Origin of the sequence: Simiduia litorea (assembly GCF_042853465.1) — a bacterium.
Classification (GTDB): domain Bacteria; phylum Pseudomonadota; class Gammaproteobacteria; order Pseudomonadales; family Cellvibrionaceae; genus Simiduia; species Simiduia litorea.
On record NZ_AP031497.1, the window covers coordinates 1,896,452 to 1,921,949 of the forward strand.

Genomic DNA, 25,498 nt, shown 5'->3' on the forward strand with positions numbered 1-25,498 from the left:
GTGTCTCCCAGTTTGGCTGAGGTGTTGATCTCCAACTTATGTCGAGCGCTCTTTTGTTTCTACCCTTGTTTGTACAGAGTACCTCAGGTTTAATGCTTGCATGAATTATATGCCTTTATTTATCGGTCTGCGCTACATCCGAGCGCGCCGTCGGAACCAATTTATCTCTTTTCTCAGCGGCTTTTCGATGCTCGGTATGCTGCTGGGTGTCGCGGCGCTCATTATCGTGTTGTCGGTGATGAATGGTTTTGATAGAGAGCTAAAGGGGCGGCTATTATCCGCGGTTCCGCACGGCTCGCTGTCGGACCCGACAGGCGTGTCAGATTGGCGCGGTTTAGGTGAAATAGCTATATCTTCACCACACGTTGTTGCTTATGCGCCCTATGTTGAAGGTTTTGCCATGGTAGGTTTTGGCCGTGCACTTCAGGCCGTTTCGTTTGTCGGTATAGATCCAGCGTTAGAGTCTAGGGTATCTGAAATTGCCGATCACATGATGATGGGGCAGCTCGCCGATTTACACGAAGGTGATTTTGGCATTGTATTGGGTCGATTGCTGGCGCGACAGTTGGCGGTTGTGCCTGGCGATAAGGTAATGTTGACACTACCCCAGCTCAACATTACGCCCGCTGGTGTTTTTCCTCGAGTTAAGCGTTTTACGGTAACCGCTGTATTTGAGGTCGGTGCGCAAGTAGATCAGTCTTTGGTGTTGATGCATATATCGGATGCCCAACGCTTGTTGCGCAAGGGGCATTTAGTTGATGGCGTGCATCTTAAAGTGGATGATATTTTTTCCGCTGGCACTATTCTTCAGGCTTTAAAATCGCAGCTTCCAGCAACGATAAACGTTAAGGATTGGAGTCAAACGCAGGGTAGTTTGTTTCAAGCGATAAAAATGGAAAAGATTGTAATCACCGTTTTATTGATGATTATTGTCTTGGTTGCGGCCTTTAATATTGTCACAAGCCTGGTCCTAATGGTGGCCGATAAACGTGCAGATATTGCAGTATTACGAACCTTGGGTTTAACCGCCCGCGATGTGTTGGCCATTTTTATGGTGCAGGGTAGCGCTGTTGGCATCATCGGCATTTTTTTGGGCGTTGTTATTGGTTCGTTTGCTGGGATTTATATAGGGCCTCTGGTGCAGTGGTTCGAGTCAGTCAGTGGTCTCCATATGTTTGATCCCTCGGTATACTTTATTAGTCATCTTCCATCCTATTGGATGTTTTCAGATGTGCTTCTCGTGGCCTCAGTAGGGGTTGTATTAAGCTTGGTGGCCAGTCTTTACCCTGCCTATCGAGCATCTAAAATTGAGCCTGCGGAGACGCTGCGTTATGAATAGCAAGAAGCCCGTATTGTCGTGTCACAGTTTAAAAAAGGGCTACGCACAAGGGTCCATCGCGGTCGAGGTATTAAAGGGGGTTAACCTTTCTGTTTTTCCTGGTGAGCGAATCGCTATTGTCGGCTCGTCCGGCTCGGGCAAGTCCACCTTATTAAACTTGCTAGGTGGTTTGGATACGCCCAGTGCGGGCGATGTTTGCCTGGCTGGTCATAGTTTTAGCAATTTGTCTGATAATCAGCGTGGTAAGTTACGCAATCAACATCTCGGCTTTGTCTATCAGTTTCATCATCTCTTGCCTGAGTTTACGGCGCAGGAAAATGTTGAAATGCCCTTGCGCATCGCGCGGCGCCCTGCCCACGATTACGTTTCTCGGGCGCAACAACTTTTAAATCAAGTTGGTCTGTCACACCGTTTAGAGCATAAGCCCGCGGAATTGTCTGGTGGAGAACGGCAAAGGGTGGCTATTGCCCGAGCGCTGGCGATGAACCCAGATTGTGTTTTGATGGATGAGCCAACGGGAAATCTAGATAGCGATAATGCCGAGGCGGTACAGCAATTAATGTTGGACCTAAGCCTGCAACATCAAATTGCCTTTGTCATTGTGACGCATGATTTGCAGCTCGCAGCGCGGATGGATCGCGTATATTCGTTAGATAAAGGGGTGCTATCCGAGCGGTTTGATAACAATGATTAATCGTTTCCCTTTAGCATTATTTATCGGCCTTCGCTATACCGGTAGTAAGCGGCGTAATCAGCTCGTGAGTTTTATTTCGCTTATTTCCATGGCAGGTTTGGCCATGGGTGTGGCGCTACTGCTAATTGTGTTGTCTGTGATGAATGGATTTGACAAGGAGCTACGCGAGCGAATATTAGGCGTTATGCCTCAGGCAACGGTCTTCCATAGAAGCGGTATTGAGGATTGGGGCGGTTACCAAGAACAATTTGAACGTCATGAGAATGTGGTGGCAAGCGCTCCGTTTGTGCAGCTCCAAGGCTTGATGAGTTTAGGTGCAGGTGTTGCGCCAGTAAGTGTTTACGGTGTGGAGGCTTCTGCCGAGCAGCGAGTGTCCCGCTTGAATGAGTTTATTGGGCATGCCTCACTCGATCAGCTAGCGGATAATGAAATTTTACTCGGCCGTGGCGTGGCGAACCAAATTCAGGCGAAAATTGGCGATCAGGTTTCGCTTATTGTTCCCGACAAAAATGAAGCCACGTCTTTACCCAAGATTGGTGTTTTCGTGTTTGCGGGTATCGTTGATACGGGCACCGAGGTGGATAACGGCTTAGCAATTACAACCTTGCAAGGTGCTGGGCCATTATCTGAGTTTCCGGGTAAGGTGAGTGGCATACGTTTAAAGCTCGATGACCTTTTTAGTGCACGGCAGGTGATTCGAGATTTAATGCAAGAATTGAGTTTTGGTTTTTATGGTTCTGAATGGTCTCGTAGCCACGGTAATATTTTTCAAGCCGTTCAAATGTCCCGACAATTAGTTGGGCTGTTACTTTTTTTGATAATCGCAATTGCTGCTTTTAATGTTGTTTCAACGTTAATCATGGTAGTCGTAGATAAGCAGGGGCAAATTGCTATTTTGCGTAGCCAAGGGGCGAGCCGGTTTGACATTCTTTGCATCTTTACCGTGCAAGGAGGGATGATCGGGGTTGTAGGTACGGCTATTGGTTTGGCGTTGGGTGTAGCAGGTTCGTTTGTCGTCACTGATTTTGTCGCTTGGATAGAAAATGTTTTTGGTATTCACTTTCTTGCCTCGGATGTTTATCCGGTGAGCTATTTACCCAGTGACTTCAGAATATCCGATTGCTTTAACGTGGGGTTGACCGCTGTTTTAATGAGCTTCGTTGCTACGCTTTATCCGGCCTGGCGCGCGAGTCGTGTTGAGCCTGCAGAAGCGCTCAGGTTCGATCACTGACATTAAGGTGTCACACCGTGAGTCACCATCTAATGCACGCAGATGAAAGCGACGCCGATAAATATTAGGTTTTTTGGTGTGTAGTTTTACTTGGCTCTAGCCACATCTGGCTGTTGCAGGTCGGTTAGTCGGTGTCGTTTCGATTAAGGTTGCTGCCGTCGTTTAAGTCTGTCTTCTATTCGCTTCTGCCATGTTTTACTGACGTTCCAGCGCCAGAGTTGATTGATGACCAAAAATGAAAGGCAGGCGAAGAATAAGGCACAAATCAGTGAGCCTAGAAGTAGCGGGGGGAGTAGGAAGCTTAGTTCTGAGGTTATCCACTCAATCGACAGCTCAAAGTGGAATGGCCTATGCGGTGCATTCAATATCCATAGGCCGAGCTTGTAGCAGGCGTAAAACATAGCTGGCATGGTAATGGGGTTGCTGATCCACACCAGCGCTGCACTTATGGGTAAATTGGCGCGAAACCACAGGGCGCAAAGCGCCGCTAACCCCATCTGGCCGGGGATAGGTAAAAAACAAATGAAAATGCCAACAAAGAAGGCGCGAGATACCGACGTTCGATTTAGGTGAAATAGATTTGGATCGTGCAAAACATTGCCCAGAAACTGCAGGGATGCATGATTTCTGATCTTTGCTGGGTCAGGCATCCAGCGTTTTAGCAACTTCTTTGCCATCCAGCATTCCAGTGCGGTTTATCTTGGCGCGCATTATGCCCAAATACCTAGCTCCAAGCCAGAGCTCGTGAGGATATCTGGTTTGAGGCGCGAATTTAGCCGTAAAGATCTGGCCGCCAGTGATGCATGCCGGTTGCTAGGGTAGCAACCGGCGGGAAGGTGTTAGTGGGGCAGGTGCGGAGCGCCTGTACCGGAAGGCTCGGCGTCTGGTGTCGGTTTCGTTTCCACTAGAGGCTTGCGTGGCTTCGGTTGAGTCTTTTCTTTCAGGTCGTTTGCCAGTTGCAGGCGCTCTCGGACGCTCACCGTTTCTTTGTGATCCTCTAACAACTCGGTAATTTGCTTATTGCGTGTGGCTATCTGTTGCTGCAGGTCCTGAATCTCCTTTTCGAGTTGGGTGTTTTTGTTGAGCAGTCGCTCTTCTTTGTCGTTGGCGTCGGCAATGATGTCGTCGACACTGATTTGGGTGGACTCCAGAGTTTGCTTAACCACCGAAACCACTACTTCCATATTGTCAGAAGGCAGTTTACGCATCAGGCTAATGGCGTCTTCAATGCCATATGATACAGCTCGGCGCGAGGGTTTTGCGGCTGCTTGAGCTTTTACGGGTAGCTCTGGCTCAAAGTAATCTTCATTTAGGTCGACGCTGCTGGGTAGGCCAGCACTTTCAAGTAGTTCACTCGAGGTGTCATCATTGCTATTTCTAGAGAAAAGGCCCATTGCGAACTACTCCTGTATGTTAGGTTTTCAAGGCATATAAAAGAATAGTTGAAAGAAGCCTTTTATATACTAATCATTGATAATACTAGTGCCATCTCATATATCCTTTCGCTATAAGTGCAACAGAGCCTTGATTGAATAAAGCCTGACAGTGGTGCTACTTAGACGTAAGTCGGATAGCGATAGCTGAGCACCTCAAGTATTGTATAAAAAACAGGCAAAACAAGGGCTTAGTACTGAGTCCCTCGTTTAAAATAGCGGCCTTGCTTGAGTAGGTTGGTAGCAGCGTGTATCGTATGCGGCCACGATAAGGGTGCAGCATTCATAGTTGGTGTAAAAGTGCCCAACACAAGCGAGACGAGAACTGTAGGAGCGAGCAAGATATGCGCGTTATTCTTTTGGGTGCCCCAGGTGCCGGTAAAGGCACACAAGCAAAGTTTATAATGGAGCAATTTGGGATACCTCAAATCTCAACTGGCGATATGCTGCGGGCGGCGGTAAAAGCAGGTTCCCCGCTTGGACTAAAGGTAAAGGATATTATGTCCTCTGGTGGCTTAGTGTCCGATGACATTATTATCGCTCTCGTCAAAGAGCGAATTGAGCAGCCTGATTGTGCCAATGGCTTTTTGTTTGACGGATTCCCACGCACAATTCCTCAAGCTGAGGCGATGGTATCCGCTCAAGTAGACATTGATTATGTTTTGGAAATTGATGTGGCCGACGAGGAGATTGTTGCTCGTTTAAGTGGTCGTCGCGTACATGAAGCCTCGGGTCGTGTTTATCACACCATTTATAATCCGCCGAAAGTCGAGGGCAAGGACGATGAGACCGGCGATTCACTGGTACAGCGCCCGGATGATCAAGAGGAAACGGTGCGCAAGCGCTTGGGCCTTTATCACGACCAAACTAAGCCGTTGGTTGGTTTTTATGCCGCACGACAAGGTAGCACGGCGGTTAAGTGTTACAAAATACCGGGTGTTGGCAGTGTAGAAGAGATCCGCCAGCGCGTGCTTGACGTATTAAAGTAGTCGTATCTGGTTTGAAAACACCCGCTTAAGCGGGTGTTTTTTTATGTGCTTTTATATGTGAGATTTGAACATGAAATCCTCTGATGCTGTCATATTAATAAATTTGGGTACGCCAGAGCGCGCTGACGCAAAAAGCGTTCGCAAGTTTTTGCGAGAGTTTTTGTGGGACAGGCGTGTAGTAGAAATCCCTCGTCTACTTTGGTGGCCAATATTGTATGGGGTTATTTTGCCGTTTAGGCCCAAGCGGGTTGCGCATGCTTATCAGTCCATTTGGACCGAGCAGGGCTCGCCGCTAAAAGTGATTACTGAGCGCTTAACTGAGAAACTGCAAGCAGTAATGACTCGTGATCAGGGGGAGGCTGCCCCTAAAGTTGTCTGTGCTTACTCTTATGGTGAGCAAACGATAGCCAAGCAGGTTCAATTGCTCCAAAGCCAAGGCTGCAATCGCTTTTTACTCTTACCTCTCTACCCTCAGTACTCCGCTACAACAACTGGCTCGGTTTACGATCAATGGGCTGACATCATTCGACATCATAGAGATATTCCAGACATTCGAATTCATAAATCTTATTCTGCCCGCCCAGATTTCATCGCCGGTCTTGTGCAAAGCATCAAAACCCAATGGCAAAATCATGGCCGCTCGGACAAGCTGCTGTTTTCATTTCATGGTATCCCGAAGCGCAATGTTGACTTGGGTGATCCCTATCAAGCCCAATGCTTGCAAACCGCTACTGATGTTGCTGAAAGTTTAGGTTTAGAGCCAGCGCAATGGCAGGTGAGTTTTCAGTCGAGGTTAGGCAAGGCGGAATGGTTAAAACCTTACACCGATAAATTACTCGCTCAATGGGGGGCTGAATCCGTGGCGAGCGTGGATGTAATATGTCCCGCGTTTGCAATTGATTGTTTGGAAACCTTGGAGGAGATTCAGGTAGAAAATCGTGATGTATTTTTAGCGAGTGGTGGTAAGACGTACCATTACATTCCGTGTTTGAATGATTCTGATGCCCAAGTTTTTCTGCTGAGTAACATCGTATTGGAGAGTTTCGCCTAGTCAAATTCGATTCTAGAACCTGGGTTTTTTCTGAAAACGATCACATTTTCCATTTTTTTCCCGCTTTTGCCCTTTTTTTGATTAAAAAACGGGCAAAAAACTCGCATATTTTGATTTTCTTTCTTAATATCAATGCGATACCAATGTAATTTCAATTTGCACTGGTGTTATGCGCGATCTTGCGCTGAAAACGTGTAATAACAATCCGATTGTTCAAATCATGTTCCAGGAGATGACACATGGCACGAGTAGCAAAGAAATCAGCCGCCAAACGTGGCGCTAAAAAATCCGCCGTTAAAAAAGCAAAGGTCGCAAAAGTGGTTCGCGCACCTAAAGTGGTCTCCCCAGCAATGGCAAAAGCCCAAGCTGCTGTGGATAAAATGGCAAAGGCGATAGCCGCTCAAGCAAAAAAAGTTGCTGTAGCTAAAAAGAAGTCAGCAGCGGCTAAGAAAAAATCGGCTAAATCAGGTAAGGCAGGCGATAAACGCTCAGCAGTTTCAGCTGCGAATGCCGCAGCCAAGCTAGCAACTAGCATGCAGGCGTCACGTTCAAAACTATCTGATGCCAAGTCAAAATTAGCGGTATTGAAGTCTGAAGCAAAGGCCCAAGCAAGAGTTGCTGCAGCCATGGCCAAGGTTGATCAGTTAAAAGCTAGCTTAGCGGCTAAAGCTGAAAAAGATCTCGCTAAGGCCGTTGCTACCTATGCTGCCAAGTGGGAAAAGAAGCGTGCTACAGCGGATGCCAAAAAGGTAAAAACAACGGCGAAAAAGGCAAAGGCTAAGTTAGCTGCTATAGAAAAGAAGGAAAAGGCCAAGGCTAAAGCAGCGGCTAAGAAAGCTGCTGCTAAAGCGAGCGCTGCCGCGAAGAAGGCTGCGGCAAAAGCAAAAATAGCTGCTAAAAAGGCCGCCGCGAGAGAAAAGGCTGCTGCCCGTAAGGCTGCGGCGAAAGCAAAAGCGGCCGCAAAAAGAGAAATGAAAAAGGCTAAGCCAAAGAAGGCTAAAAAGGCAAAAGCCAAAAAAGCGGTTGTTGCCAAGCCACGTAAGACGGCAACAAAGAAGAAGCGCGCCAAAGCTAAGCGTTAATTCTGCGTTTTAGAACAATCAAATCCCCCTTGTTAGGGGGATTTTTTTTGGGTGTTATTAGCCTAGATTTCTGGGAAAATAGCATTTTTTGCTTCGAAGATTATTCATGGCCAACTATTTAGCAATAGACACCTCCTCCAATGCCTGCTCGGTGGCGCTCTGCCTCGATGAAACGCGATTCCAGCAGTTCGAATTGGCGCCAAGGGGGCATATGCAGCGCTTACTGCCCATGGTCGATAGCGTGCTTGCACACGCAGGCATCACCTTATCCCAACTGGATGGCATTGCCTTTGGTTGTGGTCCTGGTTCTTTTACTGGGCTACGAGTCGCCACTGGCGTAGTGCAGGGTTTAGCTTACGCAATTGATTTACCGGTGATTCCCATATCAAGTTTAGCTGCACTGGCACAAGGTTTCGCTCGGCGTCAGCTAGGTTTTAACGGTGTTGTTGGTGTTGCTGTCGATGCCCGCATGGACGAGGTTTACGCTGCGCGGTTTCGCATTGAAGGTTGCGCGGTGCACCCAGTGGGTGCGGAAGTCGTCACCTCAGTGTCACAGGTAATAGAGGATGTCTTTTCGGATATTGACGCAGGCTGTGGCAGTGGCTGGGGATTGGATCCCTTGCGTCAGCATTGCCCTGAATTATTAATGATTGATATAGAGCCTGACGCCCAAGATCTACTGGATTTGGTTTTAACCGGTGCTTATCCTTCTGTCGGTGCGGCGGAGGCGAAACCTGTTTATTTGCGCAATAGTATTACTTGGCAGAAGCGACAGCGTATTCGCGATACATCGCTATAACGTGGTTTTTAGCTAAGCACCACCTTAATTAGGTGTCGATCTGCTCGCGTGACTTGCGATTGGTCACCTTACTTTATTACTGCTGTTAACTTACACGGAGTTTATGTGGATCTGTTACAGGTTCTTTGGTTGTCGTTAATTCAAGGTTTTACGGAATTTTTACCCATATCGAGCTCGGCACATTTAATTCTGCCGAGCCAATTGTTGGGTTGGGAAGATCAGGGGTTGGCGTTTGATGTGGCAGTACATTTCGGGACTTTACTGGCGGTAGTCGCTTATTTTCGTAAAGACTTAACCCTGCTATTGACGGGGTGGTTTGGTTCCTTAACCGGCGCGGGGCGCAACCACGAAAGCGATTTGGTTTGGCTGATAGGCTTCGCCACTGTGCCGGCTGGCTTGGCTGGGCTCCTAGGCAGTGACTTCATTGAAGCTCATCTTAGATCCGCCTGGGTTATCGCTTGGGCAACTATCGGTTTTGGAATTCTCCTGGGCATTGCTGATAAATATGGTCAGGGCGAAAAAACATTGTTAAATATGACCTTTAAGTTGGCGATAGTTATCGGTTTGGCTCAGGCATTAGCCTTGATTCCCGGTACATCGCGTTCTGGTATAACGATGACCGCCGCGCTGTTGCTAGGTTTCTCTCGCGTTGAGTCAGCGCGATTTTCATTTTTATTGTCGATACCGATTATTGCGTTAAGCGCGGCTTATTTGAGTTTTAAACTGATCGGCGAGACAGGTGTCGACTGGGCGCATATGGGTTTAGGGTTCATCCTATCTTGTCTAAGTGCCTATGCTTGTATTTTCTTTTTTATGCAATTGATTAGTCGAATGGGCATGATGCCGTTTGTGGTTTATCGCTTATTACTTGGTGGCGGTTTGTTATTTTTATTTTGGCAGGTGTAGAGGACGGGCTTGTGAAGGTAGCATTTATTGGGCTGGGCGTTATGGGTTATCCCATGGCAGGACATTTGGTAAACGCTGGGCATCAGGTTTGTGTCTATAACCGCACGGCATCTAAAGCTAAGGCCTGGGTAGAGGCCTATGGCGGTCGATTTGAACTCACGCCAAAATTAGCGGCTGATAACGCCGATATTGTTTTTATTTGTGTCGGTAATGACAACGATTTGCGCTCTGTTGTTTTAGGCGACAATGGCCTTCTTGCGGGTATGAAATCCGGCACTTGTTTAGTGGATCACACCACCGCCTCGGCAGAAGTCGCTCGGGAGCTCTCGGCCTTGGCTGCGCAGCAAGGCGTCGCCTTTTTAGACGCGCCGGTTTCGGGTGGTCAAGCAGGTGCTGAAAATGGGCAGTTAACGGCTATGGTGGGTGGCGATAAGCTTGCCTTTAGCCATGTGGAGCCTGTTATTCAAGCCTTTGCTAAATCTGTTAAGTTGTTGGGGCCTTCGGGTAGCGGTCAGCTGTGCAAGATGGTCAATCAAATTTGCATAGCCGGCTTGGTTCAGGGGTTGTCTGAGGGCTTGCATTTCGCCCAGTCTGCGGGCCTGGATGCCGAGGCTGTGGTTGAGGTGATATCGAAAGGCGCGGCACAGTCTTGGCAAATGGATAATCGTTATAAAACCATGCTGCAGGGCGAGTACAATCATGGCTTTGCGGTCGATTGGATGCGTAAGGACCTTTCGATTGTATTAGATGAAGCAAAAAATAACGGTGCACGTTTGCCTGTGACCGCGCTAGTTGATCAGTTTTATGGTGAGGTTCAGGATATGGGTGGGCAGCGCTGGGACACGTCGAGTTTATTGGCCCGCCTCGAACAGCATAAGCAGCGCTAGGTTGCACGCACACTAACTGGCTTGGAGGTGTAAGATGGCGAAGGTACTTGGTCTCGGTGGTGTGTTTTTTAAAGCACCAGACCCTCAAGCATTGATTGCTTGGTATAACCAACATTTGGGCACAGAAATGAATGAGTGGGGGGCCCAATTTCCCATCCAGCAGCTTCCAGCTGGCGCCTATGGAGTGTTTTCACCCTTTAAGGAAAGTACCGATTATTTTGCGCCGAGTACGCAAAATTACATGATTAATCTCGTGGTTGATGATGTGGAGGGCTGCCTTGCAAAGGTGCGAGCTGCGGGTGTGGAGGTTATGCCAAACATTGAAAAATCGGAATACGGTAGCTTCGGCTGGTTTATAGACCCAGCCGGCAACAAAATAGAGCTGTGGCAGCCGCCTGTCTCTTAATCTCTGAGTAAATTTGAGCGGATACACGAGTCGTTATGAGTAATCTAGCTGTAATAACTAAGTTAATTGAGTTTTTGAAGTCGTCGCCAACACCTTTTCACGCCGTAGACACCATGAAGGCCCGACTCATGTCAGCAGGCTATCGTGAACTAAGGGAAGGCGATGCTTGGCAGTTTGAATTGGGCGGTAAATATTTTATTACGCGCAACAACTCAAGCATTATTGCTTATGTGCACGGCAAGCAGCTGGCCGAGCGGGGTATCCATATGGTGGGGGCTCATACCGATAGCCCTTGTTTAAAGGTTAAACCGAATCCGGTTGTTAATTCGCAGAGTTATCTGCAGTTAGGGGTGGAGGTCTATGGTGGTGTGTTACTCGCCCCTTGGTTTGACCGCGACCTGTCTTTGGCGGGCCGAGTGAATTACTTGGATGCCCAAGGACGCCGGCAATCTGCCTTGCTGGATTTTAAAAAGCCGATCGCGATTGTACCTAGCTTGGCTATTCACCTAGACCGTGAAGTTAATAAAAATCGCAGTATCAACCCGCAAACCGATATTCCCCCCGTCTTGGCGCAACTGGCTAGCGTCGATGCTGGGTTTGATTTTAAAGCGCTACTTGTAGCGCAATTAGCCGCTGAAGGAGTCGTGGATTGCGCTAGCGTACTGGATTATGAGTTATCCTTTTATGATACCCAGCCAGCAGCTTTGGTCGGCTTGCAGGAACAGTTTTTTGTGGGGGCAAGGCTGGATAATCTTCTCAGCTGCTTTGTGGGCTTAGAAGCATTGTTGGCATCGGAATCGGATTATGCTCAAATTTTAATCTGTAACGACCACGAGGAAGTGGGAAGCCTGTCTGCATCTGGTGCGCAGGGGCCGATGTTGCGGCAGTTTTTGGAGCGCCTAATTCCCGACGCAGAGCTGAGAAACCGAGTTGTGGATAGGTCTATGATGATCTCTGCCGATAATGCTCATGGCATACATCCAAACTATGCGGATAAGCACGAGCAGAATCATGGGCCTTTGTTGAACAAGGGTCCGGTTATTAAAGTAAATGCGAACCAGCGCTACGCAACCAACAGTGAAACCAGTGCATACTTCCGGCACCTTTGTCAGCAGGTCAATGTGCCGGTTCAAGCCTTTGTGGTGCGTACGGATATGGCTTGTGGAAGTACCATCGGTCCTATTACTGCCGCCGAAATTGGTGTGAAGACCTTGGATGTCGGCATGCCCACTTGGGGTATGCACTCCATTCGGGAAACGGCAGGCACGACCGACATGCATGACCTCATTAAGGTTTTGCAGAGACATTATTCAACGCGGTAACTCGATGTATATTTTGGAGTAACAATGTCATTTGATTTAGCGGCACTTGCCAAATTCGAACCCTTTTGCGGCCTGAGCGAAGAGTACCTTCAGCGCCTCATGGATCATTTGGAGCTGTTTGAGTTGGAGCGCGGCACGCTGGTGTTTAAGCGCGGTAAGCCTTTGCCTGAAAGCTATTACTTGGTTTCTGGTATGGTGGATTTAATTGCCGCCGATTTTGAATCTGAAGTCATTGAGGCAAATACTTCGCGCGCCTGCCAACCGCTAAATTTACAATCGCCGTCGCCAGTCTCTGCTGTAGCCAAAGAATCTGTGGTGGTGTTTCGCATTGATAAAGAATTTATCGACTTGGTGCTCGCTTATACTGAGTCCACTGGTGAAGAGGCAGAAGCCGTTGCCGCTGGTGAAGAGCCACACGATTGGATGAGTGGTTTACTCGAATCGCCCTTGTTTAATAAAGTTCCGCCGGCGAACTTGCAGCAATTGTTTGCGAAGTTTGAGTGGCAGGAATTTGAAATGGGTGATGTACTGATTCAGGAAGGCGATCAAGGCGACTATTTTTACGTTTTGGAGAAAGGCCGTTTAGCGGTTGAGTCGCGCGGTCAAAAGTTAGATGTGATGTTGAAGCCCGGTAATTATTTTGGTGAGGAAGCCTTAGTGGGCGATGCCGTGCGCAATGCGTCGGTGATAGCGCAGACAAATGGCGGCGTTATGCGTCTTACCAAAGAGGATTTTCGCGTTCTATTGCAAGAGCCAATTCTTACCACAGTGGATTTGCAAGCCTGGAATCTGTTGGAAAAGAAGGGCGGTTTTAAACTGGTGGATGTGCGCTTACCGATGGAATACAAATGTGGTCATGTGGCCGGCGCGATTAATTTACCTTTAGGCGGGTTGCGGAGTCGGTTATCCCGACTAGAGAAAGAGTTTAATTATTTGATTACCGCCGACGGTGGTCGTCGCGCCGAGGTTGCGGCCTATCTGTTTAATCAGGCGGGTCTCGATTGCTCAATCTTGTCTTGCGCTGCTGAGCTCTATTAATTTTTTGTGCGCGTTTTATTGCTTTCGGCCTATCACGCGCCAAGTCATGCCTACTGGGCTCAGGGTTTACAGGAAACCTTTCCGCATTGGCACTGGCAGTTAATTTCACTGCCAGCTCGCTACTTCAATTGGCGCATACGAGGTAACGCGCTTCATATCGCCTATGAACATCAGGGTCTACTGGCGCAAAACTACGACCTTATCATTGCCACTTCTATGACTGACTTGGCCGGTCTACGCAGTTTTTGCCCGCATCTAGCTGCCATTCCCAGCATTTTATACTTTCACGAAAATCAATTTGCCTATCCAGGTAACGAGGTTCAATCGAACCGGGTTGAACCGCAAATGATGACCTTGTTCAGTGCCTTATCGGCCACGCAGCTGGTGTTTAATTCGCACTACAATCGCGATACATTTTTTGTTGGGCTCAAGCGATTATTAAAAAAACTACCTGACTGTGTGCCCGATAATCTTTTGGCTTTGCTATCGAATAAAGCCGAGGTGCTACCGGTGCCGATCGCCGATCAGGCGTTTGAGCTTATCTGTAATAAGTCGAGCAGAATCAGCTTTATCTGGAATCATCGCTGGGAGCACGACAAGGCGCCCGAGCGATTACTGGCGGCGCTAGCCTTAGTGATACAAACTCACCGGAACTTTACCTTACATGTTGTTGGACAACAGTTTAGATCCGAACCAGCGTGCTTTAATGAGCTGCAGCAGTTGTTGCGGACGACGAATACAATGGGGGCTTGGGGGTTTCAAGACAGTCGCGACACCTATAATGGTCTACTGGCCTCTAGTCATGCCGTCATTTCGACGGCGCTGCATGATTTTCAAGGTTTGGCGGTGTTAGAGGCGGTGGCAGCCGGTTGTGTTCCCTTAGTGCCAAAGCGATTGGCCTATCCTGAATGGTTTCCCGACATGGGTTATGCGAGCTGTGAAGCAGATGCGACCTTGGAGGCGCAATCGCTGGCCGAGGCAATGTTAGCTATCATCGACGCAGCCGCCCCTGTGTATGCCCCCGATATTCGCGGTATGAGTCGATCGGCACAGGCTGCGGCTTACGAGCGTTTAATGTTATCGGTTGTGGGTCAATAGTGGCAGACGTGTTTAACTGCCGGCGGTTTTGCAGGTATCATACGCGGCTTTATGAAAGCAGTTAGGTCGGCGCAATGAGCAAGCAAAGAATATTGACGGGTATCACCACCACAGGTACGCCCCATCTTGGTAATTATGTGGGTGCCATACGCCCAGCCATCGAAGCCAGCCATGACAGCAACAACCTGTCTTTCTACTTTTTAGCGGATTTTCATGCGTTGATTAAGTGTCATGACCCGGCGCTCGTGCATCAATCCACCCGCGAAATTGCGGCGACGTGGCTAGCGCTGGGTTTAAACACAGACAACGTGGTTTTTTATCGCCAGTCGGATGTTCCTGAAATTCCGGAGCTGTGCTGGATGCTTAACTGCATGGCGGCGAAGGGGCTTATGAACCGGGCTCATGCTTACAAGGCGTCTGTTGCGGCCAATGAGGAGGCGGGTGAAGATCCTGACTTCGGTGTAACTATGGGCTTGTACAGTTATCCGGTCTTAATGGCGGCAGATATCTTGATGTTTAATGCCAACAAAGTACCGGTGGGTAAAGATCAGATTCAGCATGTGGAAATGGCGAGAGATATCGCCGCGCGTTTTAATCATCATTACGGCACGCATTTTGTGTTGCCTGAAGCCACGGTCGACGATGACGTTGCGGTTTTGCAGGGGCTAGATGGGCGCAAGATGAGCAAGAGTTATGGTAATACCATCCCGCTGTTTTTGGATGAAAAGCCGCTGAAGAAGCACATTAATAAAGTAAAAACCAACTTGTTGGAACCTGGCGAGCCCAAAGATACCGCCGATTCGACGGTATTTCAGTTGTGGCAAGCGTTTGCAACGCCAGAGCAAACTCAATATATGCGCGAGCAGTTTGCGGCGGGCATTGCTTGGGGTGAAGCGAAAAAGCAATTGCACGAATTGATTAATGGTCAACTGTGCGAGGCGCGGGAAAAATATGCCGAACTCTTATCTAACCCCACGCATATTGAAAATGAATTGCAAAAAGGTGCAGAAAAAGCCCGTAGTTACAGCGTGCCTTTTTTGAAAGAGTTACGCAGTGCCGTGGGCATCAAGCCCATCGTGTGATGTGATCAACGAAAAAAGGCGTGCCGATGGCTAGCGGCACGCCTTTTTTGTCTCACCTGTAACCACTTAGGTATAGATTATTATCCGTTAGAGAATTGTGCTGAGCCTAAATATTTTTCCCCTTGGGCAAGAACGTGGCGCATTGCGCTGGTTAGTTTACCAAGTTCCTGCTCGGTAATGATCAGTGGCGGCATGATGTAAACAATGTTGCCAAAAGGTCTGATCCATACCCCGAGCGCCATAAAGGCCTTTTGTATTTCCGCCATCACCACGGTGTCGGTCATTTCCACCACGCCAATATTTCCGAGTACACGCACATCTGCCACACAGCTGTAGTTTCTACAGGGTGCTAACTCTGCTTGTAATTGCTGCTCTATGTCGCTAACGCGGGCCTGCCAATCTTGCTCGAGTAATAGCTTTAAGCTGGCATTGGCGGCGGCACAGGCGAGGGGGTTGCCCATGAATGTGGGCCCGTGCATGAATACGCCAGCCTCGCCATTGCAGATGCCGGTGGCGACTTTGTCGTTACATAGGGTTGCTGCCAAGGTCATGTAGCCACCCGTTAGGCTCTTGCCTAAACATAAAATGTCGGGGCTGATGTTGGCGTGTTCACAGGCAAATAACTTTCCTGTACGGCCAAAACCCGTAGCAATTTCATCGGCAATTAATAGCACGTCGTTGGCGTCGCACAGCGCTTTGATGCGGTGCAAATACGCGGGCGAGTAAAATTTCATGCCGCCTGCGCCTTGCACAATCGGTTCTAATATAACCGCGGCGAGTGTGTCTCTATGGCCTTCAATGAGTTGCTTGAAGGCTTCAATATTTTCATCGGTGCAGGGCTCGGTAAAGCCGCACTCGGGCGAAGGTGCAAATAAATGGCTCGGCATCACCTCGCTGAATAAATGGTGCATCCCATTTATTGGATCGCACACGGACATGGCACCAAAGGTGTCGCCGTGATAACCATTGCGTAGTGTTAGCATGCGGGTTTTATTTGGCTGACCTTGTGAGCGCCAATATTGCAGCGCCATTTTTAAGGCGACTTCCACGGCCACTGAGCCAGAATCGGCAAGGAAAACTTTATTTAAACCCGCGGGCGTAATACGCACGAGCGTTTTTGCCAGCTCGATGGCCGGTTCGTGAGTCAGGCCGCCAAACATCACGTGAGACATTTTATCCACTTGATCTTTGATGGCCTGATTAAGGACTGGGTGGTTGTAGCCGTGTAACACACACCACCAACTCGACATCCCATCAATGAGCACTCGGCCATCGGCTAGGTGTATTGAGGATCCTTCGGCTCTCTCCACTAGATAAACCGGCGGCGGGTTGTTGAAAGACGAGTAGGGGTGCCAGAGGAATTGGCGATCGGCAGTTAATAGCGCATCATGATCGATCACGGGATTTTCTACTGTTTAATGAATTTAGAGGGTTATTTTACGTGTCTAGCACAGGATTTGGCAGCGGTTTTACGGTTTTATCCTATAGCCTAATAACGATCTGTATTTTAATGACGCCTTTGGCGGAGGCGGCGCCAAAGGCAGCACTATGGGATTTTTGGCGAAACCAATCGGCATCGGTGCAATTGCCACCCGATACAGGTTTTGCGGCGTTCCTCGCGCAGTATCGCGACCAAAACAGCGAGGGTGTCGCGGTAATTGATTACGCACAGGTAACGCCCGCAGCGATGCGCGGTTTAGAGGATTTTGTGGCCTCTTATATCCGCATTGACCCCAGGGGCCTAACGAAATCAGAGCAGTTTGTTTACTGGGTCAATCTTTACAACGCGCAAATAATTATTCAAATACTTGAAGCGGATATTCCCGCATCCATTAGAGATATTCGGCCTGGCCTCGCGGGGCTACTGGCTGGCGGGCCATGGAACAAAACGCAATTTAAGATTGCTGGGCAGGAAGTTAGCTTTAATGATATTGAGCATCGTATTTTGCGGCCTTTATGGCGTGATGCACGGGTGCATTTTGTTTTAAATTGCGCCAGCATCGGTTGCCCTGATATACCGGCGCAGCCGCTAGTTGTCGCTAATCTTGATAGGCAATTGGAGCAAGCCGCTAGGACGTTTATCAATCATTCGCGCGCGGTATCCTTAACCCATGATGAACTTACATTGAGTAGTTTGTTTGATTGGTTTTCCAGTGATTTTGGCGAAAATGAGGCCAAACTTATCGCCTTTATAAATCAATATCTGAAGCAACCAATCGCCCAGTATCGCTCAGTAAACTACGCCTATGATTGGAGCCTTAATGCACCTTAAGCAGCGCGATAGCTTTGCGCCAACATAGTGTCCACGTAATGGCTAATGAGCGCGTATTGCTCGCTATTCATGGCTGCAAATTCGATACTGATTTCAGTTTGCCGTTGGGGGCGGCGTAAAAAGCGAAAGCTTTTGACTTTACCTTCGCATTTGATACGTAGGTTTCGGCTCAGTTCAAATTCAATATTTGGAATGCGGCTGCCGCGGCTAATTTCTTTTAATTTGTCGCCATTGACGCACAAACGCATGCCGCTCGCGGAAAGATTTTGCAGTGAACCAAACCAATGTGAGCGCCAAGGCGATTGCAGTTTCACCGGCAGGCAAATATCTTCGTAGCCAAGTCTTGGGTGCCTGCGTCTTTGTCGATATCCCAAGGTGTCGGGCAGTGGCACAAGATAGCAGGGGCTACCAGCAATGGTTTGCTGTTCTAAAATAGGTGCCGAGAACTGTAATATCTTACCCATGTGTTGATGCGAGAAGTGCAGAATTTGACCCGCTAGGGGCTGCGGCTGGGTCGGAAAGAGTTCGTCGAGTACCAACACTTTTTGGCTGAAGTTAATGTCTAATATCAGCGATTGAAAGCTTTCTCGCTGTTCGTCCATGTGTACGGTGATCAATTGACGGCGGCTCTGTAGGTCAATTAATGCGGCGTATTTTTGCATTAACCCTGAAAGGCTCAAGTCCTGTTCGGATTCTGTGGCGCTATCCATCTCTTCGGGGAGTCGGAATTTTTGCAGTACGGCTTGCAAAAGGCTCATGCGGCGTGCTCATTCAAGTGTCTTAAGGCTTAGATTGCTCAAGGTCTAAGCTATGGGGTAGGCGTTAAAGCCTCGCTATTGGGTATAGAGCAAGCACTGTGCCAGATTTATACAGACCAATTTATCGGTGCTTGAGGTAAGCGTGGTTGTTATTTAGGCTTAAGTCGGCAGGCTTTTGCCGGCAGTATTGCCCCTCAAATACCGCCCTTTGCCGTTTCCACTTGTGGGTAAAATCCGTACAATGGCGCCCCCAAAGCGCAAGGCAAGCATCATGCATATGCAAGAGTCCGTTGAACGTAAAGATAAGTTGGAATTCAACAAGCTACAGAAGCGGCTCAGGCGCTTGGTGGGTAGCGCCATTGTGGATTTCAATATGATCGAGGCGGGCGATAAGGTGATGGTGTGCCTATCGGGTGGTAAGGACTCCTATGCCATGCTCGATATACTACTCAGCCTGCAAAAAACAGCGCCTATAGATTTTGAATTGGTTGCCGTGAACTTGGATCAAAAGCAACCGGGCTTTCCCGAACACGTATTGCCGCGCTATTTGCGCGAGCAGGGCGTGGCTTTCCATATATTGGAAAAAGACACTTACTCGGTCGTCAAAGACAAAATTCCCGAGGGTAAAACCACCTGCGGGCTTTGCTCGCGCCTGCGCCGCGGTACATTGTATAGCTTTGCCGAAAAGATAGGGGCCACCAAAATTGCCTTAGGCCATCATCGGGATGATATGGTCGAGACTTTATTTCTCAATATGTTCTATGGTTCAAAGTTGTCAGCCATGCCGCCAAAGCTACGCGCCAGCGATGGCCGTAATATCGTTATTCGCCCCTTGGCTTATTGCAAGGAGTCCGATTTAGAGGCTTTTGCCGAAGCGAAAGCCTTCCCGATTATTCCCTGTAATTTATGTGGTTCACAGGAAAATTTACAGCGCCAGAATATTAAGCAGATGTTGGCGCAGTGGGAGCGTGCGCACCCCGGGCGTATTGAGCAAATATTTGGCGCCATGCAAAATATTGCGCCGTCGCAAATGGCCGATCGAACGCTGTTTAACTTTACCGATTTGACCATTGATCGATCCGGGGAGCGGGAGGCCTATGAGTTTGATGAGGCGTCAATTTCCGATTGGAGCGATGGTGAGCAGGCGAAGCCGGCATCGAATGCTGCTGTGCAATTTATCGATGCGGTGAATGTTTAACGGCTTTTTAGCGTCGACTATCGACCTCGTTATAGCGATCTAGGCGGCAATGTCGCAGTTTCGATGGCCAAATACAGCTTTAACCACATCGGTAATAGTCGACGCTGTTGAGACTTGCTTGGTTGTTTCTAGGTGTTGTCGCACTAACAGCCACGCGATGGCGGTTGCATAGCGCAGGTTGGTGATCAGCTCTTCGTCTGGATGTAGCAGAAATTCCCGCTGTGAGGCGAGACCTCTAACTTGTGACGCCAGTTCGTGATGGTGGATTAAATAGGTATCCCATAGGGCGCGATGTTGGCAGGGGGTTATACCGTAGACGCCTAAACCTGGACCATGTTTAGGCGACAAATTGTCGCCTAGGTGGCAAGCTTTTGCCGCGATGGTTAAACATTGTTGCGCATACTCACTGCAATCATCGATGAGCTTTAAGGTTGGCTCTATCACCAACTTAAGTAACTCCGCATCTGATATACCCACTGCATTCTCCTTCGGCTACTAAGGCTTGCCGAATACTTATTCGATTTAGGTGTAGTTTGGATTGACAATAAAATCCAGAAAATGACTACCGAGCCCGAACCTCATACCAGCTTAGGCGTTGTGTAGGCCTTGTTAAGACCCTGCCACCTGTCAAATAGATGTCAAATCCCGTTTCTTTCTTCGCTTAACGTGGATTAAGAAACAAGAAGCATGCCGAAAATTGCTGTTTTTTTACCTTACAAAAGGTAGTGTTTTTCACTGGTACTTTTCCGGCATATGAAATTTTAGGGTTTTTGGTAGCGAACCGGCACCTCTAAGGTTTCCTTAACTTGTTCCATCACCACATAGCTGGTGCACTCCTGCACGCCGGGCAGGGTTAGTAGGGTTTCGCCATAAAATTGTCGATAGGCCGCCATGTCGGCTACTCGGGCTTTGATCAGGTAATCGAAATTTCCCGACACGAGATAGCACTCTTGTATTTCAGGCAGGCTGGCTGCGGCTTTGCGAAAGTCGTCAAAGATATCCTGAGAGGAGCGGTTAAGGCTGATCTGGACAAATACCACTAATGCTGCGTCCAAAAACTCTGGGTTTACGAGGGCCGCATAGCCTTGGATAACGCCATCTCGCTCGAGCCGTTTTACCCTTTCCATACAGGGCGTGGCGCTCAAACCGACCTGCCTTGAGAGGTCGGCATAGGAGGTTCTACCGCTTTTTTGCAGCACTCTGATAATATTTTTATCGATAGTGCTTAATTCTTTAGCGCGTTTTTTCATGTCGCTTGTCACTAACCTCTGTCAATTGCAAGTAATGGTAGTTGAATTAACTGCTTTTTTTGTTTTAACAGGTTATTTCACTGATAAATGGCAATAATAGCAAAGGATTCACCTGTTGAGCCTGACTATACTTCGCCACATCAACAACCACAAGGATCGCGCCTGAGAGTGCGGCCTAGCGAGAGAAAAGGTGATTTATGCGTATTGGTGTCCCTAAAGAAATTAAGAACCATGAGTACCGTATCGGCTTAACACCGGCGGGTGTTAAAGAGTTGGTTATGAATGGCCACGAGGTGATGGTTGAAAACAACGGCGGTGCAGCCATTGGTTTTGAGAACGACCAATACCTCGCTGCTGGTGCAAGCATTATTGACACGGCTGAAGAGATTTTCGCGAAAGCCGAAATGATCATCAAAGTAAAGGAGCCTCAGCCAAACGAGTGTCGCATGCTCAGAGAGGGGCAGGTTTTGTTTACTTACCTTCACTTAGCGCCGGACCCAGAACAAACGGAGCTTTTGGTGGCCTCTGGCGCAACGTGTATTGCCTATGAGACCGTCACCGATCCACGGGGTGGTTTACCCCTATTGGCGCCTATGTCAGAGGTGGCGGGGCGCATGTCGATTCAAGCAGGCGCGCACCATTTAGAAAAAGCGCAAGGTGGACTTGGCGCGTTGCTCGGTGGCGTACCGGGTGTTGCACCAGCCAAAGTGCTCATTATCGGTGGCGGCGTGGTGGGTACTCAAGCGGCACGTATGGCTGTGGGTATGGGTGCTGACGTCACTATTTTAGATCGCTCTTTACCCCGTTTACGTCAGCTAGATACTGAGTTTGATGGTCGCTTACGCACTGTGTACTCCACCGTTGATGCCTTAGAGCAATACGCGCTGGAAGCGGAGCTGGTTATCGGCGCGGTATTGATTCCTGGTGCCGCAGCGCCCAAATTGCTAACACGAGACATGATCTCGCGCATGAAAAAAGGTGCTGTTGTGGTTGATGTGGCGATTGATCAAGGCGGTTGTTTTGAAACCTCAAAGGCGACGACTCACCAAGATCCAACCTACGTTGTGGATGACGTGGTTCACTACTGCGTGGCGAACATGCCAGGTGGCGTGGCGCGCACATCAACTATCGCTCTGACGAATGCGACACTACCGTTTGCTGTAGCGCTTGCCAACAAAGGCGCTAAGAAAGCCCTGCTCGATGATGCACATTTGATGAACGGTTTGAACGTACACGCCGGAAAAGTGACTTATCAAGCGGTAGCAGACGTCTTGGGTTACGACTATGTGGCGCCTACCAAAGCTTTAGGTGCCTAAGTTTACGTAAATTTGTGAGACTTAGCGTAGATCTTTCGCAAACCGCCCTAATGGGCGGTTTTTTTTGCTTATAACTTTCTGTAAGCGCTTTGTCAGATGACATTAGGAAGGCTACGCTTAGCACAGAGCTTTATATAGCTCCGTTACAGTGCGCTTAATGATTAATAGATAAAGGGTATAAAAAAATCGCCAGAGTGGATGAAATTTTAACGGATCAGACCTTCAAGGGGATTTCCTTTCGCCTCGCTAAGGTGGGTGTCATCCTGGCCTTTATTCTAGGCTTGGCAATGAGTTCAGTGCAGCTGTACCTTGATTTAAAGGGCCATGAGGAATCCTTAGAAAGCTTGATACAGCGGGTTATTGAAGTCACCACGCCGCCCGCAGCCCGCGCTGTTCATACCCTAGACGATGATCTATCGCTCGAAGTGGTCAATGGCTTATTAGCGTATGACTTTGTTTATGACGTCACCATTGCCGATGAATTGGATAGCGTTCTCGCTACCGGCAGTAAACCGCGCCCGGTCAGCTCTACCCGCTGGATAACAGCATTTATTGCAGAAGATAGCCGAGTTTATACCGCTCGCCTGAGTATTCCAGGTTACGGTGATAGTGTCGCCGGTACTATTCGTTTTACCGTTGATATTGATGTGGTGTTAGCCCCCTTTTTTGATCGTTCGGGGTTGATTCTTGGTGCCGGGATGTTACGTAACACCTTGCTCGTACTGTTTTTATTTTTTGCCTTTCATTTGATGTTGACTCGACCCCTGATACAGCTGGTGAAAGAAATGTCCAGCATTGATTTAGATAAACCTGGTCAGTCGCGGATTAAATACCCAACAGATCATCGCGATGATGAGTTGGGTGAACTCGTCACTACAACAAATAAACTGTTGGATTTGATGGAGCTGTCGCTTGCTAAACGACGAGCAGTTGAATTGGCATTGAGGCGTAGTGAAGAACATATTCGCCAAATTATCGATAGTTTACCTGTGATGGTAGGGGCCAGAAATAAAGATGGAAACTATATCTTTGCAAATAAGGCCCTCGCAGATTTTGTGGGGAAAACCACAGCTGAGATGCAAAATTGTCATGTCAGTGATCTACTAACCTTCTATTTAAATGATGTTGATCGTTTAATTGAAATAGATTGTAGTGTCATTTCTGGTGAAGTCGAAAGTGAAGTGCTCGAGGAAAATTTTCGCTCAATAGATGGCAATCCGGTTTACTTGCAGACCTATATAAAGCCAATTGAGTTTTACGATGAGCGAGTAGCATTGATTGTGTCGACGGATATTTCCGAGCGTAAACGGGCACAATTTAAGATGGAGTTCATGGCCTACCATGATGCCCTAACAGATTTACCGAATAGAGTGCATCTGGTTGAGCGTCTAGAGCATGAGCTGAGAAGAGCTAAGCGGCACGGCTATCACGGCGCTGTTTTGTTTATTGATCTCGATCACTTCAAAACCATTAATGACTCGCTCGGTCATCCGGTTGGCGATGAGGTGTTGAAGCAAGTGGCGCAAAGGCTACAGCGCTCCGTTCGAGAAGAAGATTTAGTGGCTCGTTTAAGTGGCGATGAGTTTGTGGTTGTGCTCACCGTATTGGATCAAGACCTTTCCATAGCGGCGTTGAAGGCTGCTGAAATAGGTGAAAAAATTCGCGCGAAAATTTCAGAACCGTATATCTATGATGAAATGGAGTTGCGCGTTAGCGGCAGTGTGGGCGTCGTGGTTTACCCCGATGCCGATAGCAGTGTGCACGAACTGATTAAGTACGCCGATACCGCCATGTATCAAGTTAAAGAGCGTGGGCGCGATGCGATCGAGTTTTTTAATACTGATATGGCTGATAAAGTCAGTCAGCAGTTATTAATGGAGGGTGATCTACATCGCGCGCTTGAGGATCAACAGTTTGAGCTGTATTACCAGCCAAAAATTGATTGTGTAACCAAAGCGGTCGTTGGCGCCGAGGCTCTGTTGCGTTGGCAACATCCCGTGAAGGGGTTTATTTCCCCGGTGGATTTTATTCCTGTGCTGGAAACATCGGGTCTGATTGTCGACGTGGGGGCATGGGTGTTAACAGAAGCCTGTAAGGCATTGGAATTATGGCAATCTAAGGGACTGTGGCGAGCGGATATGCGCCTAAGTATTAATATTAGTCCGCGCCAGTTTAGACGAAAGACGTTTGTGCAGGACGTGAGTGCTGCCTTGTCGTTGGGCAATATTCCAGATAACTCCCTAGATATGGAAATTACCGAGGGTGTGGTTATTCAAAATGTCGATGAAACAATCAGTACTATGGCCCAGTTGTCTGATATGGGTGTGAGTTTTTCATTGGATGATTTTGGTACGGGTTACTCTTCCATTAGCTACCTAAAATCATTGCCGGTAAGCACGTTGAAAATTGACAGGAGCTTTGTTCGCGATATTGTCGACGATCAAAATGACCGCGTGTTGGTGGAAACCATTGTCACCATGGGCTGTTTGCTTGGTATGAATGTGGTGGCAGAAGGGGTGGAGGATGAAGAACAGTTACGCCTGTTGAAAAAGTACGGTTGTCATTCTTATCAGGGCTATCTCACGAGTCCAGCCGTACCTTTAGATAAATTTGAAGCCTTTCTTAAGTGTTAAAAAGCTTTGCCAATAGAACCGGTAGAGCCGTTTCGACCCTTAATATGCGATCACCAAGGCCAATAGATTGAAAGCCAATAGCATTTAATTTCTCCACTTCGTACTCAATAAAACCACCCTCCGGGCCGATGGCTAAGCTCGATGGGGTGTAGAGGCTTTGGTCGCGCGGGCAAGCTTGACTTTGATAGGGATGAGCTATCCAATTTTGTTTGCCTTGGCAAATAAGGCTCAACTCATCTTCCACATAGGGCTTAAATCGTTTCGCAAAAGTGACGCTTGGCAATAGCGTATCTTTTGCTTGCTCAAGCCCCAGTATCAGCTGCTCCCGTATTTTTTCCGCTTGTAAAAAGGGTGTTTGCCAATAGCTTTTTTCAACTTTATAGGCGTTGATGAGGGTAATTTCCTTAACCCCCATAGTTGCGGCTGTTTGAAAAATCCGCCGCAACATTTTTGGCCTAGGTAGCGCCAATAATAGATGTAGGGGGAGCGGCGTGGGTGGCTCTTGCGATAACATGACCTGAGACAGCGTAACTTGATTCTCATCGACAGCTGTAACAACGGCCTGTCCCATGCGTCCATTGATTTGGCCAACCCGTAATGAATCGCCAATGGCTATTTTTTGAACGGTAGTTAAGTGCTTGGCCCTTCGCGCCCTTAGGACTACTTGATCGTCGTGGATAAAGTCATCACTATCAAGTAATAGCAGGTTCATAG

25 protein-coding genes are annotated in these 25,498 nt (G+C 48.3%); 18 read left to right on the plus strand and 7 right to left on the minus strand.

The annotated features are described in order from the left end of the window. The first annotated feature begins 100 nt into the window (after positions 1 to 100). From ACGHTT_RS08335 to ACGHTT_RS08345, 3 genes are read left to right on the plus strand one after another with little or no spacing between them, the layout of a single operon-like run. Positions 101 to 1,339 (plus strand): lipoprotein-releasing ABC transporter permease subunit, encoded by a 1,239-nt coding sequence (locus tag ACGHTT_RS08335; protein WP_390594679.1) that lies wholly within the window; start codon positions 101 to 103, stop codon positions 1,337 to 1,339. Further along, on the plus strand, positions 1,332 to 2,033 hold the full coding sequence (locus ACGHTT_RS08340; protein ID WP_390594680.1) for an ABC transporter ATP-binding protein: 702 nt from the start codon (positions 1,332 to 1,334) through the stop codon (positions 2,031 to 2,033). The genes ACGHTT_RS08335 and ACGHTT_RS08340 overlap by 8 nt, the downstream gene beginning before the upstream one ends. After that, entirely contained in the window at positions 2,026 to 3,264 is a 1,239-nt protein-coding gene (locus ACGHTT_RS08345; RefSeq protein WP_390594682.1) for a lipoprotein-releasing ABC transporter permease subunit, read from the plus strand. Before ACGHTT_RS08340 ends, ACGHTT_RS08345 begins: the two co-directional genes overlap by 8 nt. Before the next feature lie 143 nt (positions 3,265 to 3,407). Here ACGHTT_RS08345 and ACGHTT_RS08350 read toward each other — a convergent pair whose 3' ends face one another. Further along, entirely contained in the window at positions 3,408 to 3,941 is a 534-nt protein-coding gene (locus ACGHTT_RS08350; RefSeq protein WP_390594684.1) for a DUF2062 domain-containing protein, read from the minus strand. A gap of 162 nt (positions 3,942 to 4,103) precedes the next feature. After that, positions 4,104 to 4,658, minus strand: coding sequence for a hypothetical protein (locus ACGHTT_RS08355; protein WP_390594685.1), 555 nt, complete (start codon positions 4,656 to 4,658; stop codon positions 4,104 to 4,106). 383 nt (positions 4,659 to 5,041) lie between these two features. On the opposite strand from ACGHTT_RS08355, the gene adk reads away from it, so the two are divergent. The 11 genes from adk (at position 5,042) to trpS (ending at position 15,357) form a co-directional block, all read left to right on the plus strand. Then, positions 5,042 to 5,686 carry an adenylate kinase gene (gene adk, locus ACGHTT_RS08360; protein ID WP_390594687.1) on the plus strand — a complete coding sequence of 215 codons (645 nt, stop codon included), beginning with the start codon at positions 5,042 to 5,044 and terminating at the stop codon, positions 5,684 to 5,686. Positions 5,687 to 5,756: 70 nt separating this feature from the next. Then, the gene (hemH, locus tag ACGHTT_RS08365) at positions 5,757 to 6,737 is read left to right on the plus strand and encodes a ferrochelatase (RefSeq protein WP_390594688.1); all 981 of its coding nucleotides are present in this window, start codon (positions 5,757 to 5,759) and stop codon (positions 6,735 to 6,737) included. Between the two features lie 239 nt (positions 6,738 to 6,976). Further along, positions 6,977 to 7,819, plus strand: coding sequence for a hypothetical protein (locus ACGHTT_RS08370; protein WP_390594690.1), 843 nt, complete (start codon positions 6,977 to 6,979; stop codon positions 7,817 to 7,819). A 106-nt stretch (positions 7,820 to 7,925) separates the two neighbouring features. Next, a complete protein-coding gene (tsaB, locus tag ACGHTT_RS08375; protein WP_390594691.1) occupies positions 7,926 to 8,618 on the plus strand; it encodes a tRNA (adenosine(37)-N6)-threonylcarbamoyltransferase complex dimerization subunit type 1 TsaB in 693 nt (230 codons plus the stop codon). Positions 8,619 to 8,723: 105 nt separating this feature from the next. Then, a complete protein-coding gene (locus ACGHTT_RS08380) occupies positions 8,724 to 9,524 on the plus strand; it encodes an undecaprenyl-diphosphate phosphatase (RefSeq protein WP_390594692.1) in 801 nt (266 codons plus the stop codon). Positions 9,525 to 9,535: 11 nt separating this feature from the next. Next, a complete protein-coding gene (locus ACGHTT_RS08385; protein WP_390594694.1) occupies positions 9,536 to 10,411 on the plus strand; it encodes an NAD(P)-dependent oxidoreductase in 876 nt (291 codons plus the stop codon). A 34-nt stretch (positions 10,412 to 10,445) separates the two neighbouring features. After that, positions 10,446 to 10,817 (plus strand): VOC family protein, encoded by a 372-nt coding sequence (locus ACGHTT_RS08390; RefSeq protein ID WP_390594695.1) that lies wholly within the window; start codon positions 10,446 to 10,448, stop codon positions 10,815 to 10,817. A gap of 35 nt (positions 10,818 to 10,852) precedes the next feature. Next, a complete protein-coding gene (locus tag ACGHTT_RS08395) occupies positions 10,853 to 12,139 on the plus strand; it encodes a M18 family aminopeptidase (RefSeq protein ID WP_390594696.1) in 1,287 nt (428 codons plus the stop codon). Between the two features lie 24 nt (positions 12,140 to 12,163). Continuing rightward, on the plus strand, positions 12,164 to 13,177 hold the full coding sequence (locus tag ACGHTT_RS08400) for a cyclic nucleotide-binding domain-containing protein (RefSeq protein WP_390594698.1): 1,014 nt from the start codon (positions 12,164 to 12,166) through the stop codon (positions 13,175 to 13,177). 6 nt (positions 13,178 to 13,183) lie between these two features. Continuing rightward, the gene (locus ACGHTT_RS08405; protein ID WP_390594699.1) at positions 13,184 to 14,275 is read left to right on the plus strand and encodes a DUF3524 domain-containing protein; all 1,092 of its coding nucleotides are present in this window, start codon (positions 13,184 to 13,186) and stop codon (positions 14,273 to 14,275) included. Positions 14,276 to 14,349: 74 nt separating this feature from the next. Then, positions 14,350 to 15,357, plus strand: a complete 1,008-nt coding sequence (gene trpS / locus ACGHTT_RS08410; RefSeq protein ID WP_390594701.1) for a tryptophan--tRNA ligase — start codon at positions 14,350 to 14,352, stop codon at positions 15,355 to 15,357. 80 nt (positions 15,358 to 15,437) lie between these two features. Here trpS and bioA read toward each other — a convergent pair whose 3' ends face one another. Beyond that, positions 15,438 to 16,754 (minus strand): adenosylmethionine--8-amino-7-oxononanoate transaminase, encoded by a 1,317-nt coding sequence (bioA, locus tag ACGHTT_RS08415; protein WP_390595009.1) that lies wholly within the window; start codon positions 16,752 to 16,754, stop codon positions 15,438 to 15,440. A 44-nt stretch (positions 16,755 to 16,798) separates the two neighbouring features. Here bioA and ACGHTT_RS08420 point away from each other — a divergent pair, with 44 nt between their 5' ends. Further along, on the plus strand, positions 16,799 to 17,629 hold the full coding sequence (locus tag ACGHTT_RS08420) for a DUF547 domain-containing protein (RefSeq protein ID WP_390594702.1): 831 nt from the start codon (positions 16,799 to 16,801) through the stop codon (positions 17,627 to 17,629). Here ACGHTT_RS08420 and ACGHTT_RS08425 read toward each other — a convergent pair. Beyond that, positions 17,626 to 18,387, minus strand: a complete 762-nt coding sequence (locus ACGHTT_RS08425; RefSeq protein WP_390594703.1) for a flagellar brake protein — start codon at positions 18,385 to 18,387, stop codon at positions 17,626 to 17,628. The two genes, ACGHTT_RS08420 and ACGHTT_RS08425, sit on opposite strands and share 4 nt — an antisense overlap. Positions 18,388 to 18,664: 277 nt before the next feature. Here ACGHTT_RS08425 and ttcA point away from each other — a divergent pair, with 277 nt between their 5' ends. Continuing rightward, positions 18,665 to 19,585, plus strand: coding sequence for a tRNA 2-thiocytidine(32) synthetase TtcA (gene ttcA, locus ACGHTT_RS08430; protein ID WP_390595010.1), 921 nt, complete (start codon positions 18,665 to 18,667; stop codon positions 19,583 to 19,585). 39 nt (positions 19,586 to 19,624) lie between these two features. On the opposite strand, the gene ACGHTT_RS08435 is transcribed toward ttcA, so the two are convergent. Together ACGHTT_RS08435 and ACGHTT_RS08440 are read right to left on the minus strand one after the other, a co-directional pair. Then, positions 19,625 to 20,062: a hypothetical protein gene (locus tag ACGHTT_RS08435; RefSeq protein WP_390594704.1), complete on the minus strand. Its 438-nt coding sequence runs from the start codon at positions 20,060 to 20,062 to the stop codon at positions 19,625 to 19,627. A 284-nt stretch (positions 20,063 to 20,346) separates the two neighbouring features. Next, the gene (locus tag ACGHTT_RS08440; RefSeq protein ID WP_390594705.1) at positions 20,347 to 20,847 is read right to left on the minus strand and encodes an Lrp/AsnC ligand binding domain-containing protein; all 501 of its coding nucleotides are present in this window, start codon (positions 20,845 to 20,847) and stop codon (positions 20,347 to 20,349) included. Positions 20,848 to 21,032: 185 nt separating this feature from the next. On the opposite strand from ACGHTT_RS08440, the gene ald reads away from it, so the two are divergent. Next, entirely contained in the window at positions 21,033 to 22,151 is a 1,119-nt protein-coding gene (ald, locus tag ACGHTT_RS08445; protein WP_390594706.1) for an alanine dehydrogenase, read from the plus strand. Positions 22,152 to 22,438: 287 nt separating this feature from the next. Further along, on the plus strand, positions 22,439 to 24,784 hold the full coding sequence (locus ACGHTT_RS08450; protein WP_390594707.1) for a putative bifunctional diguanylate cyclase/phosphodiesterase: 2,346 nt from the start codon (positions 22,439 to 22,441) through the stop codon (positions 24,782 to 24,784). Here the strand turns inward: ACGHTT_RS08450 and ACGHTT_RS08455 are convergent. Beyond that, entirely contained in the window at positions 24,774 to 25,496 is a 723-nt protein-coding gene (locus ACGHTT_RS08455; RefSeq protein ID WP_390594708.1) for a 16S rRNA (uracil(1498)-N(3))-methyltransferase, read from the minus strand. The genes ACGHTT_RS08450 and ACGHTT_RS08455 overlap by 11 nt on opposite strands. Positions 25,497 to 25,498: the final 2 nt, after the last annotated feature.

What these genes read in the sequence shown, in the direction of transcription:
- ACGHTT_RS08335 (WP_390594679.1), top strand. Translation starts at nt 101, where the DNA reads ATGAATTATATGCCTTTATTTATCGGTCTGCGCTACATCCGAGCGCGC.
- ACGHTT_RS08340 (WP_390594680.1), top strand. Translation starts at nt 1,332, where the DNA reads ATGAATAGCAAGAAGCCCGTATTGTCGTGTCACAGTTTAAAAAAGGGC.
- ACGHTT_RS08345 (WP_390594682.1), top strand. Translation starts at nt 2,026, where the DNA reads ATGATTAATCGTTTCCCTTTAGCATTATTTATCGGCCTTCGCTATACC.
- ACGHTT_RS08350 (WP_390594684.1), bottom strand. Translation starts at nt 3,941, where the DNA reads ATGGCAAAGAAGTTGCTAAAACGCTGGATGCCTGACCCAGCAAAGATC.
- ACGHTT_RS08355 (WP_390594685.1), bottom strand. Translation starts at nt 4,658, where the DNA reads ATGGGCCTTTTCTCTAGAAATAGCAATGATGACACCTCGAGTGAACTA.
- adk (WP_390594687.1), top strand. Translation starts at nt 5,042, where the DNA reads ATGCGCGTTATTCTTTTGGGTGCCCCAGGTGCCGGTAAAGGCACACAA.
- hemH (WP_390594688.1), top strand. Translation starts at nt 5,757, where the DNA reads ATGAAATCCTCTGATGCTGTCATATTAATAAATTTGGGTACGCCAGAG.
- ACGHTT_RS08370 (WP_390594690.1), top strand. Translation starts at nt 6,977, where the DNA reads ATGGCACGAGTAGCAAAGAAATCAGCCGCCAAACGTGGCGCTAAAAAA.
- tsaB (WP_390594691.1), top strand. Translation starts at nt 7,926, where the DNA reads ATGGCCAACTATTTAGCAATAGACACCTCCTCCAATGCCTGCTCGGTG.
- ACGHTT_RS08390 (WP_390594695.1), top strand. Translation starts at nt 10,446, where the DNA reads ATGGCGAAGGTACTTGGTCTCGGTGGTGTGTTTTTTAAAGCACCAGAC.
- ACGHTT_RS08395 (WP_390594696.1), top strand. Translation starts at nt 10,853, where the DNA reads ATGAGTAATCTAGCTGTAATAACTAAGTTAATTGAGTTTTTGAAGTCG.
- ACGHTT_RS08400 (WP_390594698.1), top strand. Translation starts at nt 12,164, where the DNA reads ATGTCATTTGATTTAGCGGCACTTGCCAAATTCGAACCCTTTTGCGGC.
- trpS (WP_390594701.1), top strand. Translation starts at nt 14,350, where the DNA reads ATGAGCAAGCAAAGAATATTGACGGGTATCACCACCACAGGTACGCCC.
- ACGHTT_RS08425 (WP_390594703.1), bottom strand. Translation starts at nt 18,387, where the DNA reads ATGAGCCTTTTGCAAGCCGTACTGCAAAAATTCCGACTCCCCGAAGAG.
- ttcA (WP_390595010.1), top strand. Translation starts at nt 18,665, where the DNA reads ATGCAAGAGTCCGTTGAACGTAAAGATAAGTTGGAATTCAACAAGCTA.
- ald (WP_390594706.1), top strand. Translation starts at nt 21,033, where the DNA reads ATGCGTATTGGTGTCCCTAAAGAAATTAAGAACCATGAGTACCGTATC.
- ACGHTT_RS08450 (WP_390594707.1), top strand. Translation starts at nt 22,439, where the DNA reads ATGAGTTCAGTGCAGCTGTACCTTGATTTAAAGGGCCATGAGGAATCC.
- ACGHTT_RS08455 (WP_390594708.1), bottom strand. Translation starts at nt 25,496, where the DNA reads ATGAACCTGCTATTACTTGATAGTGATGACTTTATCCACGACGATCAA.